The 16,203-nt window shown below is 61.5% G+C and carries 18 protein-coding genes; 5 read left to right on the top strand and 13 right to left on the bottom strand.

The genetic code is table 11. The features are described 5' to 3' along the window. The first annotated feature begins 513 nt into the window (after positions 1–513). Positions 514–717: a DUF6229 family protein gene (locus BM338_RS14575; protein ID WP_090451882.1), complete on the top strand. Its 204-nt coding sequence runs from the start codon at positions 514–516 to the stop codon at positions 715–717. 98 nt (positions 718–815) lie between these two features. After that, positions 816–3,641 (top strand): type 2 lanthipeptide synthetase LanM family protein, encoded by a 2,826-nt coding sequence (locus BM338_RS14570; RefSeq protein WP_143109308.1) that lies wholly within the window; start codon positions 816–818, stop codon positions 3,639–3,641. A 186-nt stretch (positions 3,642–3,827) separates the two neighbouring features. Here the strand turns inward: BM338_RS14570 and BM338_RS14565 are convergent, their stop codons facing one another. The 9 genes from BM338_RS14565 to BM338_RS14525 form a co-directional block, all read right to left on the bottom strand. After that, positions 3,828–4,844 (bottom strand): alpha/beta fold hydrolase, encoded by a 1,017-nt coding sequence (locus tag BM338_RS14565; RefSeq protein WP_255367315.1) that lies wholly within the window; start codon positions 4,842–4,844, stop codon positions 3,828–3,830. Next, on the bottom strand, positions 4,807–5,307 hold the full coding sequence (locus tag BM338_RS14560; RefSeq protein WP_090451878.1) for an SRPBCC family protein: 501 nt from the start codon (positions 5,305–5,307) through the stop codon (positions 4,807–4,809). Before BM338_RS14560 ends, BM338_RS14565 begins: the two co-directional genes overlap by 38 nt. Then, positions 5,285–5,647, bottom strand: a complete 363-nt coding sequence (locus tag BM338_RS14555; protein ID WP_090451876.1) for an ArsR/SmtB family transcription factor — start codon at positions 5,645–5,647, stop codon at positions 5,285–5,287. The genes BM338_RS14560 and BM338_RS14555 overlap by 23 nt, the downstream gene beginning before the upstream one ends. A gap of 370 nt (positions 5,648–6,017) precedes the next feature. Beyond that, positions 6,018–6,839, bottom strand: a complete 822-nt coding sequence (locus BM338_RS14550; RefSeq protein WP_090451875.1) for an alpha/beta fold hydrolase — start codon at positions 6,837–6,839, stop codon at positions 6,018–6,020. A 106-nt stretch (positions 6,840–6,945) separates the two neighbouring features. Continuing rightward, positions 6,946–7,731: an alpha/beta fold hydrolase gene (locus BM338_RS14545; RefSeq protein ID WP_090451873.1), complete on the bottom strand. Its 786-nt coding sequence runs from the start codon at positions 7,729–7,731 to the stop codon at positions 6,946–6,948. Between the two features lie 11 nt (positions 7,732–7,742). Beyond that, positions 7,743–8,015, bottom strand: coding sequence for a hypothetical protein (locus BM338_RS14540; RefSeq protein WP_090451871.1), 273 nt, complete (start codon positions 8,013–8,015; stop codon positions 7,743–7,745). Positions 8,016–8,026: 11 nt separating this feature from the next. Then, positions 8,027–8,638 (bottom strand): hydrolase, encoded by a 612-nt coding sequence (locus BM338_RS14535; protein WP_090451869.1) that lies wholly within the window; start codon positions 8,636–8,638, stop codon positions 8,027–8,029. Positions 8,639–8,680: 42 nt separating this feature from the next. Further along, positions 8,681–9,187: a cupin domain-containing protein gene (locus BM338_RS14530; protein ID WP_218156354.1), complete on the bottom strand. Its 507-nt coding sequence runs from the start codon at positions 9,185–9,187 to the stop codon at positions 8,681–8,683. Further along, positions 9,184–10,098 (bottom strand): alpha/beta fold hydrolase, encoded by a 915-nt coding sequence (locus BM338_RS14525; RefSeq protein ID WP_090451866.1) that lies wholly within the window; start codon positions 10,096–10,098, stop codon positions 9,184–9,186. Before BM338_RS14525 ends, BM338_RS14530 begins: the two co-directional genes overlap by 4 nt. 377 nt (positions 10,099–10,475) lie before the next feature. On the opposite strand from BM338_RS14525, the gene BM338_RS14520 reads away from it, so the two are divergent. The 3 genes from BM338_RS14520 to BM338_RS14510 all read left to right on the top strand — a co-directional run bounded on the left by BM338_RS14520 (position 10,476) and on the right by BM338_RS14510 (position 13,452). Beyond that, the gene (locus BM338_RS14520) at positions 10,476–12,101 is read left to right on the top strand and encodes a sensor histidine kinase (RefSeq protein WP_090451864.1); all 1,626 of its coding nucleotides are present in this window, start codon (positions 10,476–10,478) and stop codon (positions 12,099–12,101) included. Positions 12,102–12,112: 11 nt separating this feature from the next. Continuing rightward, positions 12,113–12,757 carry a response regulator gene (locus tag BM338_RS14515; RefSeq protein WP_218156353.1) on the top strand — a complete coding sequence of 215 codons (645 nt, stop codon included), beginning with the start codon at positions 12,113–12,115 and terminating at the stop codon, positions 12,755–12,757. A 158-nt stretch (positions 12,758–12,915) separates the two neighbouring features. Beyond that, positions 12,916–13,452, top strand: coding sequence for a helix-turn-helix domain-containing protein (locus BM338_RS14510; protein WP_177229361.1), 537 nt, complete (start codon positions 12,916–12,918; stop codon positions 13,450–13,452). On the opposite strand, the gene BM338_RS21825 is transcribed toward BM338_RS14510, so the two are convergent. Genes BM338_RS21825 through BM338_RS14495 form a run of 4 tightly spaced genes read right to left on the bottom strand, consistent with a single transcriptional unit; the run spans position 13,436 to position 16,165 of the window. Then, positions 13,436–13,558 (bottom strand): hypothetical protein, encoded by a 123-nt coding sequence (locus BM338_RS21825; RefSeq protein WP_255367314.1) that lies wholly within the window; start codon positions 13,556–13,558, stop codon positions 13,436–13,438. The genes BM338_RS14510 and BM338_RS21825 overlap by 17 nt on opposite strands. Further along, entirely contained in the window at positions 13,548–14,099 is a 552-nt protein-coding gene (locus BM338_RS14505) for an alpha/beta fold hydrolase (protein ID WP_090451858.1), read from the bottom strand. Before BM338_RS14505 ends, BM338_RS21825 begins: the two co-directional genes overlap by 11 nt. 43 nt (positions 14,100–14,142) lie before the next feature. Beyond that, a complete protein-coding gene (locus BM338_RS14500) occupies positions 14,143–14,787 on the bottom strand; it encodes a 4'-phosphopantetheinyl transferase family protein (protein ID WP_255367313.1) in 645 nt (214 codons plus the stop codon). Between the two features lie 55 nt (positions 14,788–14,842). Next, positions 14,843–16,165: an MATE family efflux transporter gene (locus BM338_RS14495; RefSeq protein WP_090452554.1), complete on the bottom strand. Its 1,323-nt coding sequence runs from the start codon at positions 16,163–16,165 to the stop codon at positions 14,843–14,845. Between the last annotated feature and the right edge of the window lie 38 nt (positions 16,166–16,203).

The following is a 16,203-nucleotide window of genomic DNA, read 5'->3' as shown; positions in this document are numbered from 1 at the left end:
GCTTCCATGCAAGCCTATGGCGGCAACGGATGGGAAGCAGACGCCCACCCCTACCCCCCGATAACTTGACCTAATCCCCCTGCTCCTTTTGGCCGCCACAGACTAGCTCTGGCTTGCCAATGTCCACCCTGGTAGGCGGACATTCCCAGCTCGCCGATGACTGGCCTTAGCCGCAAGTCCGCTATCTGTCAGATAGCAGCCGGTCCGAATAGCAACCAGTGAGGGGGGGCGATCCCCGGCGCCCTCCACGCCTGCGCGCCTTTGCCTCTATGCAGGTGATGCAGGTCGCCAAACAAAAGCAGCGCAGGGCCGCCACTCACGTTGACAATCGCGCCCCAGTGCGCCCAACGTATGGCGCGGTGTTTCCACGGAGGGCTTCGACACGCTGCCAAGTCGGCCTGGCTAAGGACTCCCGCATACGTCTTGAAGAGCAATGTTCGGAAGTGGCCTCAATCCCGAACGAGTGGGATTGGCTGCCATTCAAATCCAACTCAATAGCTCAGGAGTAACGCTATGCAACAGACTGACGATATTGTTTCGGGCTGGCTTAGTGGTTCGGACAGCATTGACGGCATGGAGAATCCGGCCGGCCCACTCTACATCGAAGGTGCAGCGGCGACCGAGGCGGCACTGACCGGCTCGACCGCTGGGATGAACATGTTTACCAGCGCCACGACCGTTTCATGCGGTGGCTTCGGCGGGTGTGATTGTTGTTGAACTAAGTTTCTATCAACGCGCAGCCCGATGATGGCTGCGCGTTGATCATCGACAGTTTTGCGAACTGCCTCCTGCACTGGAAGGATTCCAAGCAAACGATGGTCGAGACAAGCACACCCGATGCTTTCGCCCGCATCATTGAGCATTTCACCGCCTCTACACGCGCAGCGTTCGCTGCCCGCCTCGCGGAACTATCAACAGAGCTCGACCTAGGCGAAGCAGCATCGATCCGCTCGGCGGCCGAAGAGGCCGTGCACAATACAGCGCGACTCAAGCTCAATCGCGTACTACTGCTGGAGCTGCATGCGGCCAAGCGAGCGGGCGAACTGACAGCCGAAGACGACGCCGGTCGCTTCGCCCAATTCGTCGAGCGCTCACTGCAACCGGAATTCGCCGAGCATCTGGATCGTCGCTACCCGCCATTGCGCAAACGCCTGCAGCGCGCACTCAGCCAGCAGCGAACATCCATCGAGACGCTACTGATGCGGTTTATCGCCGACCGTAGCGCGTTGGCGCGCCTGCTTGGCCGACCCGCTGGACGTCTGACTGCGCTGACCCTGGGGCAAGGCGACCTGCACGCAGGCGGACAAGCCGTGGCGCGGTTGTCGCTGGAAGGTGGCGAGGTAATGTACAAGCCGCGCTCACTACGCATCGACAGCGTGCTCGATGCATTTCTTGCCGGCGTTTTCGGCGCCACCGCGGATCGCATCCGCGTGCCCGAGGTGATCGACCGCGGCGACTATGGCTGGGCCGCCTACGTTGTCCAGCGCCACTGCGAAAGCGAAGACGAGCTGCGGATCTTTTATCGCGGCCTGGGACATTGGCTGGCGGTGTTGCGTTTGCTCGGTGGCACAGACATACATTTAGAGAATCTGATCGCCGCAGGTCCGGTACCGGTGGTGATCGACGTCGAGAGTCTATTCGCCGTCATCGACAAAGGCATGCCATCGCCATACGGTCAAGCTTACGATCTTGCCCAGGTGCTGATTCGCAGCTCAGTGTTGCGTACCGGCATCGTCCCATACCGCGCGCCGGCGCTAGGCTTTGATGGCGTCGACATTTCTGCAGCCGGCGCGTTGCCGAACCAGCAACCACAAGTGCATGCGCCGATTATCGTTGGCGAAGGCACGACGGAGGCGCGATTAAAGGTCATCAATGTCGACGTGACCCCGGCCCGGAATCATCCCGGCTCGAATCCGGACGTATCGTTGTACTGGGACCAGATAAGCGAAGGGTTTCTCGCCGCCACAGCGCAACTGCGCAAAGTCGACACCGATGGTCAATTGATGCCGTTGCTGGCCGCATTCGAGCACTGCCAGGCCCGCGACATCCGCCGACCGACCCAGGCCTATATGGAAATCGGGCGCATGCTGTGGCACCCCGCTTCGCTGCACGATGAAGCCAAGGCGATCGAGCGCGCCCGAGACTTACTCGCACGCAATGCTCTCGTGGTATCGATCGCGCCATCGGCTGCGCAGGAGATAGCGGCCGAGATCGACGATCTGCGCTACGGCGATGTGCCGGTATTCGCGGCGCCGCTGACGCGCGCGCGGATCGATGCGGCCGTGGCCGACTGGCGGGCGATGCGTATCGATCTGGAAGAACTGACCATTCGCAGTGCGCTGGTCGCGACAAAACTCAATCGAAGCGTTGACGAGCCCGTAGATAACAGGCGCCATTACTTCGCTCGTCATCCGCATACTGATCGTCTCGATGCACGCCGCCGCAAGCTTGCCCTGGAAGCGGTCGAGCGCCTGCTGCGGCTTGCGGTGCGCGGTGACGATGGCTCGGTGACCTGGATTACCCCGGAAACTACCCAAAGTGGCTGGCTGGTCCAACCGCTGCAAGCCGATGTCTACTTCGGCCTCGGTGGTGTGGTGATCGCACTGGCTGGCTACGTATGCGAGGTCGAATGCGGTCGCGCAGACATGGTGCCCGGTATCGAAGAGACACTCGACGGCGCCCTGCACATCCTGCAGACATTGGTAGCGGCCGACAAACCCAGGACGATCGGCGGCTTTAGCGGCTACGGTGCGCAGATCTGGACCTGGCTGACTTTGCATGATCTGTTGCGGCGTCCTGAGTTGATCGCGAACGCCGTGACATGTGCCGAGGCTTTGGCGCACGAAGGCTTCGACAACGATCTCTACTTTGACATCATCGACGGGGCCAGCGGCGCCATCGTGCCACTGCTACAACTGGCCGAAGCCACCGACGACGCGCGATGGCTCGCGCTCGCTGCGCGGGCGGCACGGCACTTGGAAGCCGCAGCTATCGTCGATGCGCGTGGCGCACGCTGGCGGACACCCGTGTTCGCCGAGCCGATCGGCGGATTCGCCCACGGCGCCGTCGGCATCGGCTGGTCACTGGCGCGGCTGGCGTTGACCGATGCCGGCGACGAGGCTGACCGTATGCGCTGGAGCGCGCTCGCCGACGCTGCGTTCGCGTTCCAGGATTCGCTCTACGACGAGACATTGGGCAATTGGCTCGATATGCGTCAACTGGGCGCCACCGAAACCTTCCACACCTGGTGCAACGGCAGTGTCGGGATCGGCTTGGCCGCAAGCGACCTGTACGCGCGCACGCGCGATCCGCGTCATCTGCGCACCCTGCGTCGCGCCGTTGCGGCCTCGCATGGCCAGTGGGGCTCAAGCCATACGCTTTGCCACGGTGACCTGTCGCTATGGGAGTTGTTCGTACGCGCCGCGGCATTGGATCCCGACGTCTCCACCATCGACCCGGACGAGCCGACCGCCCAGGTCATTTCGGCCATTGAGGAGCATCACGGCGTGATCGGCGGGATGACTCGCGCCGCCTTTACGCCGGGTCTGATGACTGGTCTGGCTGGCGCGATCCACAGCCTTAACCGGATGCACCCAGACTGTAGGCTGGCTTCGCCGCTGCTGCTCGAACGTCGGAGTTAAGCCGCGGGAAAAGCTACTTAGAGCTGTGCGGATGGTGCCTGCCGCCGAGCTAGGCACTGCACATCACAACCACCCTCACCCATGAACCATCACGTGTCCGCGGCGGCGTGTCCGTTCGTTCAAAACATCAAAGGACACACGCAACTCTCCCGCGCCCTGATAGCTCCGTGAGCGCTTCGCGGGCCCCTAACCTACTGCCTTTAATGCAGCTCCGAGGAAGCGTTCGACGATCTCCGGCAGCATCGGCTCGACGGGGAGCGTGTAGTGGGTGGTGTTCGGCAAGATGGCAAGCTCGTTTGCGGGTCGCAGGGAGCCATCGATCCCGGCATCGCGCTGGCCGCCTCCCAGCGCCTTCCAGAATTCGACCATGTGTTCGGGCCGGATGGCGTCAGCGTCGGCAAAGACCAGCAGTATGCGGGCCTGAAGCTTGGCGACGTCGGCGCTCCAGTCGAAGGGGCGTTTGGTCAGGTCACCGACCTTCCTGAAGAGGTTGGTCCAATCGACATCGGAATAGGCCTTCCCTAACGGCGATGCCTTGACGCCAGGGCCGAGCGTGGCAGCGTTGGCCTCCAACTGTTTGAAGGCCGCCACCACATCCGGATAAAAGCCGTCCTGCCTCATCGCCGCGGACACGAGCACGAGCCGGTCGACCACATCCGGATGGCGGATGGCGGTCTGCAGCGCGACGCTGGAGCCAAGCGAGTAGCCCATGACGTCGGCCTTGCCGAGATTCAGATGGCCGATCAGGGCGGCAACGTCATCGCCCATCGTTTCACTGCGCAGTGGCCTGTCAGTGTCCGGCGTGCGCCCATGTGCCTGGAGATGGACGGCGATCACCCTCCGGCCCTTGGCCAGTTCGGCCACATTGTTCCCGAAGCTGTCTGGGTTGATGCCACCGTGGAGAAGAATGAGCGGCTTGCCGGCGCCATGCACGCTGTAAAAGAGATGCTGGCCATTGACGTCGGCAAAATGCTCGTTCGACATGGCGAGAGTCTTCTTGGCTTGAACAGGAAGGACCGCAGTCAGCACTGCGGTCGCTATGGCAGTCTTCAGGAAATCGCGCCTGAGCATATCGTCCTCACGTGGCGCCGAACTGGCCAGCGCGGCGGTGATCGTGTGTTCATCGTCATCCCTTCCCTTCCATACGCCGGTGACCGCGGTGTGATCACGATCTGTCTGCGAGCAACTCATCCAGTTGCGCAAACTGTTCGGGCAGGCCTTCCGCCGAACCAGCGATGGCTTCGTCGCGGGCCGCTTCCGTGGGGTAGAGTTCGTGCAGGGTGACCAGCGTCTTGCCGGCGTGTTCTTCGAACGTCACCGTGGTCACCGCGCCCTGGTCGCTTTCCTCGTTCATCCACACGAGGCGTTTGTTCGGCGTCACTTCTTTGTACGTGCCGAAGAACGCCATCGGTTGATCGAAGGCCGGATGGCGGAACACGAGGCGATAGGTGCCTCCGGTGCGAATATCCATGTCGCACGAGACCAGCGACATCCCCACCGATTTCGGAACCCACCAAAGCTTGAACAATTCGGGTTTGCTCCACGCTTCGAAGACGATGTGCGCCGGGGCATCGAACGTTCGCGTCACGACGAGTTCGCAGTCGGCTTTGCGTTTCACGACGGTGCGGTTCGTGGCGGCGGGACTACCTTCTTTTTCGGTGAGCATCTGCCCTCTCCTTGCGTTTCAAGTGATCGACAATTTCGTCCAGCGCGTCGAAGCGTGCGCTCCAGAGTTCGCGGTGCCGCTCGATCCACGCGGCCTCCTCTTCCAGCCGGCGCAGTCCGAGCTTGCAGGTTCGTACGCGCCCGACCTTCTCCGTGGTCACGAGTCCCGCCTGCTCCAAGATGCTGACGTGCTTCTTCATGCCCGTGAGGGTCATGTCAAACCTTTGGGCAAGGTCGGTGATTGAGGCGTCTGAACCCCCGAGCTGCTCCAGCACGCCGCGTCGGGTGACATCGGCGAGCGCAGCGAACGTTGTGTCGAGGCGGATTTTATACTGAACCATATGGTTCACTGTAAGGCGCACATGGGTGATTTACAAGCGGATGCCCCATGGGCACAAATCGCACCTAGCTCCTCTGCCGCACAGAGCCCAAACTGCGCATGCCGAGCGCAGGCAAAGTTCCGACCGGCGGCTTTGTAGCAGCCAAATCAAGACGTCGAATGACACCTCAGGGTCGAAAAGCAGACGCTGGCCCTACCCCCGATAACACGAGCCAATCGCCCCTGCCCCGTCGCTCGTTGCGGCGATGGATGCGGCGAGGCGAGGGCTTGGGTGGCAAGCGGCATTATCCAAAGTGCGACAAGCATCGAAAACGCAAAGCGTTCTCGACGTGGTGCCGGCGTAGGAAACCACGACCGGCGCACGGAGTGACTTAGGAGCGAATGAACTCGAGCAAGTCCTTATTGACCTGCTCCTGATGGGTGGCGGTCAGGCCATGCGGCGCTCCCGGGTAGACCTTCAGCGTGGCGTGCTTAACGATCTTGGCCGACAGGCGACCTGAATCGTCGATCGGCACGATCTGGTCGTCGTCGCCGTGAATGACCAGCGTCGGCACCTCGACCTTCTTCAGGTCCGGCGTGTAGTCGACTTCGGAGAACTCCTTGATGCAGTCGTACTGCCCCTTGAGGCCGCCCATCATGCCCTGCATCCAAAAGGAGTCGCGCATACCCTGCGTCGCCTTGGATCCCGCGCGATTCGCGCCGAAGAATGGCCCGGAGAGATCCTTGAAGAATTGGGAACGGTCGGCCAGGGTCTTCTGGCGGATGTCGTTGAACACGTCAATCGGCAGTCCACCGGGGTTGCCGGCGGTCTTGACCATGATCGGCGGCACGGCCCCGATCAACACCAGCTTGGCCACGCGTGCATTGCCATGGCGGCCGATGTAATGGGCGACTTCGCCGCCACCGGTGGAGTGACCGACCAGCACCACGCTCTTCAGGTCCAGCTTCTCGATCAGCGTAGCGAGGTCGTCGGCATAGGTATCCATGTCATTGCCGTTCCATGGCTGGCCCGACCGGCCGTGACCGCGACGATCGTGAGCGATGGTGCGATAGCCGTGCGAGCTCAGGAACAGCATCTGGGCATCCCAGGCATCGGCGGTCAGCGGCCAGCCGTGCGAAAACACGACGGGCTGACCCTTGCCCCAATCCTTGTAGTAGATCTGCGTTCCGTCTTTAGCGGTAATCGTGGTCATGTCAGAGTGTCCTGGCCGAGGTGAGGTAGGTGTGGCAGCGCCGTGACTGGAAGAGCTGGCTGCAAATCCAGCCACGGGCAATGCCAGTGCTGCGGAAGCTGGCGCTTTACTTCGCCGCAGCCGCTTCCTCGATCAAGTGCGCGACTTCTTCCGCATGCGACACCATGACGACATGGGACGCGCCCTTCACCACCTTGACGTCTTTCGCGTTGGCGCGCTTGGCCATAAAAGCCATCGCCTCCTGCGGGATGTTCTTGTCCGCAGCGCCGTATATGTGCCATGAAGGAACGGCTTGCCATGCGGCTTTGCCGCTCTTTTCATTGAGCGCAGCTTCGGTGATTGGACGTTGGGTGGCTGCCATCAGAGCCGCCTGCGCCACTGGCACATCGGCTGCAAACTGCGCATGGAACTTGTCCTGCAAGATGTAGAGATCCTTGCCGCCATCCGAAAGCGGAACCGGCGGAGCAAGGGTCGGGCCGAGCGTGCTGCCCGGAAATTTATTGGCCAGATCAGCGGCGCTCTCGCCCGTTACCGGAGCGAAAGCGGCGACATACACCAGCGCCTTGACGTTTGGATGATCGTTAGCCGCTTCGGTGATAACGCTGCCGCCGTAGGAGTGCCCGACCAGCACCACCGGTTCCTTGAGACTACCCACCAGGCTCCCAATGTACTGGCCATCGCTCTTCACGCCGCGCAGCGGATTGGCGGCAGCGATGACGACATAGCCGTCCTTGCGCAGAATCTTGATAACGCCGGCCCAGCTCGAGGCATCGGCAAACGCGCCATGTACCAGCACGATGCAGGGCTTGCTGGGCTTCTGCATTTGCGCAAACGCATTCGAGCCGATGAGAGTGACCGCCGCCAGCACCAGCCCGGCGAGTATCTTTTTCATCTTGGATTTCCTTAGTGATTGGGCCGGATCAAAAGCCAGATCAGACCGGGTAATGGGACAACTAAGGTTTCAGTGGTCAGCGGCGCACCGATGGCTTTTGAGTGGAAGAGGAAGCCAGTGACGCTTGTGGCAATGGTGGTCGCGAGAAAGATCGCGATCCAAGGCCCTGATCGTTGAGTGCGCAAAAGTCCGGCCACTGCTACTTGGCCGCTAACAATCACCAGCAGGCTGATGGCGACTTGGACCGCGGTGAGGCCGCTGATTGAAAGCCTCAAGATCATCATGGGATCTCAGGTCAATGACCTTCGATGGCGAAAAGGATCTCAGCAAAGCCGGACAAGGTGGTTTCGCGATTCCAGTCTCGCTGCAGTTCGCAGATAAGTTGCACCCAGCTCGTTGGCTTGGCACCCGCCTGTAAGAGTCGGTCGAGCGCGGCATTGTGAGCTTCGAGCGAGGTGCCGCCGCAGGCATCAACAACCGGGTAGACCTCAAAGCCATCAGCGATAGCATCCAGTGCGGGATGGACGAGGCACACTTCAGTCCAGAGCGCCGCCATGATCAGCTTCTTTCGGCCCGTCGCTTTCACCGCGGCCACGAAATCCTGATCTTCCCAGGCGTTGATTGAAGTGCGGTCGATGATCGGAACGCCGTCGAGGACCTCGGTGATCTGATGGATGGTTGCCTGGTTGCGCCCCGTGGACACGTTTACCGTCGCGAGCACGACCGGTAGGTCGTAGAGCTTTGCGATGCGGGCAAGCGCGGTGACATTGGCAACCAACTGGCGCTTGTCGCGCGAGGCAATGGAACTCACCTGCACCGGCTGGAAGTCGATGATTAGGACAGCGGCGTTCTGCGGCGTGAGAAGGTGATCGGCGATCGGATCTCGGATGGTCGCGTAGGACGTCATGGCGATAAACCTTTGAGCGAAATTGTTTGGGTACGGGCGTGGCTATGGCCGCCGCGGATCGGCAGAGGCGTCGAGGTAGTGGGTGTCCGTGGGGCCAACGCCTGTGATGTAGACGACCGCGGGCTGGTCCTCCGTCCGGGCAAAGTGGGCCTGGTCACCGGGTTCGGTGTAGAAACTGCCCGGAGCAAGAGCCTTGAGCTTGTCTTTGGTGTTAACCGAGCCATAGCCGAACCACCACGTACCGGAGACCACGACCGCGGAGCGATTGTCGCGGTGCGTATGAGCGGCGATGGTTGTGTGGGCCGGCACCCGAAGTGCGATGGTGTAAGGCCCAGGGGCCGCAGGGTCGCCAAATAGAATGGTGGTCTGAATGCCGGCCACCCCAGAGGTGCCTGCCCCTGCATTGCCCTTTGAGAGGGCCGCAATATCCTTTGGGTCCAGTCGCAGTTGGTCACCGGGAGAAGCGGCCACGGCAATCGACGTCGCAACTAGCATCAAGAAAGCAACGCTTCTTGCTCTGCAGGACTGGATCTTGCCGGAGGCGCTCATCGAATGAACTCCTGGACTACGGCGATGGTGGCCTCCGGGTTCTCCTCCATCAACCAGTGGCCTGCGTTGGGAATCACAGCGCCCTGAACGTTGCTGAAGGCAGCTTTGGCCACTACTACCATCTGTGTACCGAAGGACTTATCGCCACCGATGGCCAGGACTGGCACCGACAGCGGGCCGGCGGCCACGAATTTCTGATTGTCGACGGCGTCCTGGTCGAAGGCATGGAACTGCTCGAAGCCATCGTGCATCGCGTTCGGCAGAGCGTAGAGCTTGGCGTAATGCACTCGGCTCGCTTCGTCAAAGTTCTTGGGGTTGGCTGAGAACTCGTTCCAGAAGCGGTCGAGGTAGATCCGTTCGCGTCCCTTCACCAGCCGCTCCATGTCCGGCCCGTAGAAGTGGAAGTGCCAGAGCAGTGGGTTCTTCAGAACCTGCTCCCAAGGGCCGATGCCAGGGATGGGAGCGTCCATCAAGACCAAATGTGTCACCCGCTGTGGTTGTTCGGCTACAAAGGCATAGGCGACCATGTTGCCGATGTCGTGGGCGACCACGTCGACCTTGTCCACATGCAAGGCGTCCAGCACGCCAGCGACATCGCGACCCTGGTTCTTCTTGTCGTAGCCTCCATCTGGGTGGGCGGACAAGCCCATACCCCGAAGATCGGGCACGATAACGGTGTGCGTCTTGGCGAGCGTGGCGGCGAGCGGTTGCCACATGTCGCCGGTTTCGCCATAGCCGTGCAGCATGACCACCGCCGGACCGTGGCCACCGACACGGACGAAGATCCGCGTTCCATTGACGGCGATCGTTTCGGTCTTGAAGTCGGCCGGGTACGGCTCGACCCTCGCCGCGCAGGGGGAGGCGGCAAGAATAAGGCCGCATGCGATTAAGGACGTAAGCGTTCGAAACATCGTAGAGCTCCTTTGGCATTGCCTGGAGCTGCGAACATAGGCGCTGGTCGGATGCATGGCTTGATCGGGAATGCCGGACTTGTCTATCCATGCTCTGCTATGACGCTTGCATGAGTGTCATGGGGTAGATTCATTCAAGGCGCGTCATAAGCAGGAGGCTAGGATGACCACCCTCAGACCGGTTCTGGAGCCACACGCTGTGGCTTCGCCATTGCGTTGCGTGGTCCGACAGCCGAAAACAAACTGCGTGTTGCGTGGAGCAAGTGACCCATGACAAAGCAACCAGGAACGACGCGGTGCCCTGAACCTCTCGTCGACTTTATTTCCGAGATCGCGTTGACCGACCGATCGGCGGACGTACTACGAGGACGGCATGCATGGTGACCGAGGTCCCCGGGCAACACGCGGAACATAGGGGCGCCACACTCTCCGGCGACCTTCAGTCCTGGGAAAAGAGTTTCCGCATTGCGATCGACACTATCCCGGGGTTGGCCTGGTTTGGTAGCGCCGATGGGCCTGTCGAATTCTTGAATAGACAGTGGTGCGAGTACACGGGGATACCGATGGACGACGCGCTGGGATGGGGATGGACAGCCACCATCCATCCCGACGACCTGCCCGGCCTTGAGAAGGAGTGGCGCGGGGCGATGGAGCACGGCGCGCCGGGCGAACTCGAAGCCCGAGTCCGCGGATTCGACGGCGAGTATCGTTGGTTCCTTTTTCGCTATGCCCCGCTTCTGGACGATGCGGGTCAGGTCCTCAAATGGTATGGATCCAACATCGACATCGAGGCGCGCAAACACGCCGAGAGGGCGCTGCTGGCGTCCGAGCAACTGGCACGGGGGCAAGTCAACGCTCTCAAGAGCGCTCTAGATACTCTGGCGATGGAGTCGGACCCTAATCAGCTGGTCGCACATATCCTGCGCACGCTTACCGCACAGTTCGGGGCGCACAGTGCCAGTGTCTGGCGCCGCGGCCTGGCCGACGGCACGGTAGGCATCGAATTCGTTTTCGAGGACGACCTGCTGGTACCGAAGACCGATCCCAGGTTCGCGGGGCTCGATCTCGTGCTTCCCATGGAAGACATCTGGCCTTGGCCCGAAGTTTTTCGCTCCGGGGAGCCGAGCGTGATCGAAGACATCCGCACCGTTCCGCCATTCCCCTTGCGCGACCGGCTGCTGCCGTTAGGCATCATCACGGTTCTCCTGGTGCCCATGATGATCGCTGGAAGGCTGGAAGGCGCCATTGGACTTCGCTTCAAACAGCAGCGCATCTTTCAGACTGAGCAGGTGGAGTTGGCTCAGGCACTGACCAACCAGGCCATGCTGATGATCCGGCTGGCCGAGCTGTCGGCGCAGAGCCGCGAAGCCGCCGTGGTGGGCGAGCGCAATCGTATCGCGCGCGACATCCACGACACCCTGGCGCAGGGTTTCACCGGCGTCATCGTCCAGCTGGAAGCCGCTGAAGACGCCAGTCGGCGAGGCCTTGGGCGTGAGGCAGAGCAGCATGTCATCACGGCCCGAAATCTGGCGCGCGAGAGTCTGAGCGAGGCTCGGCGCTCTGTGCAGGCCCTGCGACCACAACCCTTAGAAGAAGGAGGCATTACGAACGCACTGAGAGTCTTGTTTGAGAAGTTGACCGCGGGCGTGGCGCTCCAAGCCGAGTTCAGGCTCTTGGGCATACCCCACGCGTTGCCGCCCGAGTGGGAGGCGAATTTATTCCGGATCGCCCAGGAGGTCCTGACCAATGCGCTTCGCCATGCTCAGGCATCCCACATCGTCGCCACCATCGCCTTCGGCTCCGATGATGTTCGGCTGGAATTTATCGATGACGGCCGTGGTTTCGATCCGGCTGCGAGAAGCGAAGGCTATGGCCTTTTGGGCATGCGCGAGCGAGTCGATGCCATGAATGGCCAAATGGAAGTCAGAAGCTCGAAGGGTGGCGGCACGGAGGTTTCAATCCGCTTGCCGGCAGCTTCGCCCGATGCATCGGGACAAAGATAATGGAATCGCCGATGTCTAATACGAAACAGTCATCGCCCACAGTGATAAGGGTCCTGATCGCCGACGACCATGTCACGGTGCGGGAGGGTCTGGCAGCGATTATTGGACGGCAGTCGGACATGGTCGTGATCGCGGAAGCCGCCAATGGCCAGGACTGCGTCGATCGCTGGCTCGAATGCCGCCCCGACGTGGCCCTGCTCGATCTGCGCATGCCGATCCTCGACGGAGTCGGCGCCATCCAGGCAATCCGGCGCGAGGACCCCTCAGCCCTCCTTATCGTCCTGACCACTTTCGACACCGACCACGATATCTCTAGGGCCATCACGGCTGGCGCTAAGGGGTACATGCTCAAGGATGCCCAGCGGGAGGAACTGCTGGATTGCATCCGTGGCGTCCATGCTGGCGAAACACGTATCTCGCCATTGCTTGTGGCGAAGCTCGCCGCGGGTGTCAGTGGCGAGATGCTCACGAGCCGCGAGCTGGAGGTCCTGACCTTGCTGGCGCGGGGGCACAGCAACAAGGACATCGGCGCGCGACTGAGTATCGGGGAAACCACCGTCAAGTCTCATCTGCGCAGTATCTTCAGCAAATTACAGGTCTTGAGCCGCACGGAAGCAATCACGGTGGCGAGCCGACGCGGCCTCATCCATTTGTAGATCTGGCGTTTCCGCGGGCGTCTCCTCTGAACGGATGAGTTTTGCATCGTCCATTCGCGCTGTGAAGGCGTCCGCCAACTGATCAATAGATCACTGGCTCAATAAGCGCGATAGTTTGACTCCACGGAGGTGAAATCCGACTTCGAGGATTCATGACCATGCGCGAGTCAGTGGAAAAAGAGAAGGTCGTTTCGATTGTCACCCACCTTCTCCAGCGCGCATGTCTAGCCCTCGAGAGGGATGCCCATGGTGCGAGGCGGGAAATCCAGAAGGCTTTGGAGCTGCTCCTGGATAACGCGGTTAAGACGGAGATCCAGCCAAGGCATGTTCACCCCCGTATTCAAGGACTCGCACCTTGGCAAGCGCGACGGGTGATCGACCACATTCATGCAAATATGGAAACGCCGATTCGGGTCGAGGACATGGCGAGCCTGACGCGGCTGAGTACGAGTTATTTCTTTCGGGCCTTCAAACTCAGTTTCAGCATATCTCCACACGCTTACGTTCTCACCCTCCGGCTCGCGCGTGCGTGCGAACTGCTATCGGGAAGCGATGAGCAGATGAGCCAGATCGCCGTGGCTTGTGGCTTCGCTGATCAAGCGCATTTCTCAAGAGCCTTTCGTCGCGAAATGGGATGCGCTCCTGGACTCTGGCGGCGCGAGTGGCGCGGCCCGCTCATCACGGAAGCACCGTGACGATATCAAGCACGCGATCCCGTGCGCCGACGTTGAGGGCAGCTCGGAAGTGTTCGTTGTACCGCCGCAGTTCGGCGTCGTAGAACTCAGCGCGATTAAAAGACATCTCGGATATCCCGTGCAACATCACTCAGGCCGTTGTTGAGCTGATGATCGCGATTGGCGAGGACGTGGATCGTCGCCTGCGGAATCGCCTTTGCGTAGAGCTGTAGATGTTCGATCGGAACAATATCATCTGCCGTGCCGTGATAGAGGTGCACGGGAACGTCAGCAGGTAAACGTTGGGCGGTGACAGTGAGCGGTTCGATTTCGTCGCTCTGCCATCCGCCCCCGCCGAAGAAGGGTGCCGCGATGAGCGAAATGGCGCCCAGCATTCGCTTCGGCCGCTGCTCCACGAGAACATGGATAAGGATGGCGCCACCAAGGGAATGGCCGATGAGGATCGTGCCATCATCCAGATCATCGAACTCGTCCAGCAGCGCGGCCTTCCAACTCGAGTAGCGCGGATCGGCTTCATCCGGCATGCGGGGATAAAGAATGGTGTACTCGCGACCAAGCTCGCGCTCGAGACTTCGGACCAGCCTGTCGTCCCACGCGTCATGCACTCCCTCGCCGCCGCCTTGAACGAACAGGATCTGCTTGCTCATCCCGCAAATCTCCAAGTTGATAGACCGAGTGCATTGAGCACCATCAACGCATCCACACACAGCTCGTGATCGCCGATACGTCGTCGATCAAAGAGAAGCCCAGCCGAAAACGCATGCCCACCGGCAGGCTGGGAGCGAGCGGCTCGGCCGTTTCAGCCTCGATCGTGCCCGCACCCCCCTGAGCCCCAATGATTTTCAACGCACCGAAATCGAAGATCCGACCAACCATTGCCGCCGTGGCCTTGTAGAAGCTTTCCTTGGCGGAGAAAGCGATCGTCAGCGCCATCGGCAAGCCGAGGCTGCGCGCGAGCTCATCCAACGCGCGTCGTTCGGAGACATCAACTACCGACTGGACAATCGCGTCGAGGGCGCTTGCCGAGACTACTCGTTCGACATCGATGCCGACGCCCTGCACCGCGCCATCGCGCAAGGCCACAGCTGCCGCGATGCGGGGGGCATGTGTGATGCTGCCGATGAAGCCCGCCGGCCATACCGGTGCGCGGGAAGGTCCGATGGCGAGATCGATCACCGCACCGGCGCCAGCTTCGGCGAGCGCGGCGATGGCGGTACGCCGGCCAGCGAGGTATTCGGCCCTGCGCTTGGGCACGCTGCGGGCCAAGGATGGCGGACAGGCGATGCCAAAACGGGAAAAGTGCGCGTCGTCGCTTTCGTCGGCATCGAACGCCAACAGGAACGCATCGGGCAGGCCTCCCGGATGCCGCGCCAGCGACAGGCGTCGCAAATCAGGCCCTCACTTGCGTCAGCACGATCTCGTTCTGCCGGTGCCTCACCGCCACCCAGATCCGCCAGAAATACAGAATCCCGATGCCCGCCTCGAATGAGGAGCCGACCACCCAGGCCACGGGCAGATATTCGGCATCACCGACATGCCCCAGCGTCATCAGGTAGATCGTGGGAATGCTCAGCACCCACATCATCACGAAGCGCACCGCGAACAGAAACCGCGTAAGACCGAACGCCTCCAGCACCGCCTGCCCGGTCATCGAGAACGCGAAGGCCAGCGAATACGTCCACAGCACCTTCGAGGTCGCGACCGCCGCGTGGCGAATCTCCTGCGGCTTGTCGGCAAGCCCGAACGGATCGAGCAGCACGCCGGGCGTGACAATCTGCAGGTAGGCGGTAAACGCCACGTAGACCAGCTCGAGAGCAAGCGTGACCAGCAGAATCCTCGGCACCTGCTCGAACTCACCCTGCCCCAATGCATTTCCGCACAGCACGCTGCAGCCGATACCCAGGCCCAGCAGCGGGATCACACCGATATAGCTGACGGTGAGGTTGACGTTGTTGGCGGCCAACGCGATTGCGCCGAGCCCAGCGATGATCCAGATAAAGGCGGCATTGCCGAAATTGCCGATCCCCGCTGTCACGCCCAGCGCGATGCCCTTCCTGATCCGCGGCGCCAGGTCGCCACGATGAATTCCGCGCGCCGCCACCAGCCGCCGCACGTCGCTCCACACCTCCTTCGGCAGGTAGGCCACGTAGATCAGCGTGATCGCCAGCGTGCCGGCCAACGTGCCGAGCGCCGAGCCGCGCATGCCCAGTTCCGGCAGGCCGAAGCGGCCGAACACCAGGCCGATGGTCGCCACGATGCCCACGGCCTGCCCGACCAGCCCGGCCACCAAGGTGATGCGGGTTTTGCCGATGCCGTTGAAGTACGACGACAAGGCCATGTTGAAGGTCATCGCCGCGCCGAAGTACGCCGCCCAGTAGAGGAACTGGGACTCCAGCCGGGTGAGCGCGAGCGGCCGGTCGCTCAGCGCGGGAATCCACGCCATCAACGGCGCCAATAACAACAGCAGCACCGCGAAGACCACACCAACGACGATGCCGATGGCGGCTTGCCAGGCGGCATCCGCATGGCCCGAGCGGCCGTAGGCCTGCGCGACGCAGGAGCGCGAGAAGCCGACCACCGCCACGAAGAAGCCAACGATCGCCATCGCCGTGTAGACCGCGGGGCCAGAGGCGGCCAGCGTATCGCTGGAATATCTCGCCAGGCAGATCCGGTCGACCAGCATCATGATCAGGTTGCCGATCATGGAACCCATCAAGGGCAGCGAGACATGCAAGATCCGCCTGGCAATCT

Origin of the sequence: Dyella sp. OK004, assembly GCF_900114495.1 — a bacterium.
In the GTDB taxonomy this organism is placed as follows: domain Bacteria; phylum Pseudomonadota; class Gammaproteobacteria; order Xanthomonadales; family Rhodanobacteraceae; genus Dyella_D.
Note: the sequence above shows the minus strand (reverse complement) of the source record. Positions and strands in the feature narration are given on the sequence as shown.

Coding starts and splice junctions, on each gene's coding strand:
- BM338_RS14575 (WP_090451882.1), top strand. CDS start 514: ATGCAACAGACTGACGATATTGTTTCGGGCTGGCTTAGTGGTTCGGAC.
- BM338_RS14505 (WP_090451858.1), bottom strand. CDS start 14,099: ATGAGCAAGCAGATCCTGTTCGTTCAAGGCGGCGGCGAGGGAGTGCAT.
- BM338_RS14510 (WP_177229361.1), top strand. CDS start 12,916: ATGCGCGAGTCAGTGGAAAAAGAGAAGGTCGTTTCGATTGTCACCCAC.
- BM338_RS21825 (WP_255367314.1), bottom strand. CDS start 13,558: ATGTCTTTTAATCGCGCTGAGTTCTACGACGCCGAACTGCGGCGGTAC.
- BM338_RS14535 (WP_090451869.1), bottom strand. CDS start 8,638: ATGACGTCCTACGCGACCATCCGAGATCCGATCGCCGATCACCTTCTC.
- BM338_RS14540 (WP_090451871.1), bottom strand. CDS start 8,015: ATGATGATCTTGAGGCTTTCAATCAGCGGCCTCACCGCGGTCCAAGTC.
- BM338_RS14530 (WP_218156354.1), bottom strand. CDS start 9,187: ATGAGCGCCTCCGGCAAGATCCAGTCCTGCAGAGCAAGAAGCGTTGCT.
- BM338_RS14520 (WP_090451864.1), top strand. CDS start 10,476: ATGGTGACCGAGGTCCCCGGGCAACACGCGGAACATAGGGGCGCCACA.
- BM338_RS14525 (WP_090451866.1), bottom strand. CDS start 10,098: ATGTTTCGAACGCTTACGTCCTTAATCGCATGCGGCCTTATTCTTGCC.
- BM338_RS14545 (WP_090451873.1), bottom strand. CDS start 7,731: ATGAAAAAGATACTCGCCGGGCTGGTGCTGGCGGCGGTCACTCTCATC.
- BM338_RS14515 (WP_218156353.1), top strand. CDS start 12,113: ATGTCTAATACGAAACAGTCATCGCCCACAGTGATAAGGGTCCTGATC.
- BM338_RS14550 (WP_090451875.1), bottom strand. CDS start 6,839: ATGACCACGATTACCGCTAAAGACGGAACGCAGATCTACTACAAGGAT.
- BM338_RS14560 (WP_090451878.1), bottom strand. CDS start 5,307: ATGCTCACCGAAAAAGAAGGTAGTCCCGCCGCCACGAACCGCACCGTC.
- BM338_RS14570 (WP_143109308.1), top strand. CDS start 816: ATGGTCGAGACAAGCACACCCGATGCTTTCGCCCGCATCATTGAGCAT.
- BM338_RS14555 (WP_090451876.1), bottom strand. CDS start 5,647: ATGGTTCAGTATAAAATCCGCCTCGACACAACGTTCGCTGCGCTCGCC.
- BM338_RS14495 (WP_090452554.1), bottom strand. CDS start 16,165: ATGGGTTCCATGATCGGCAACCTGATCATGATGCTGGTCGACCGGATC.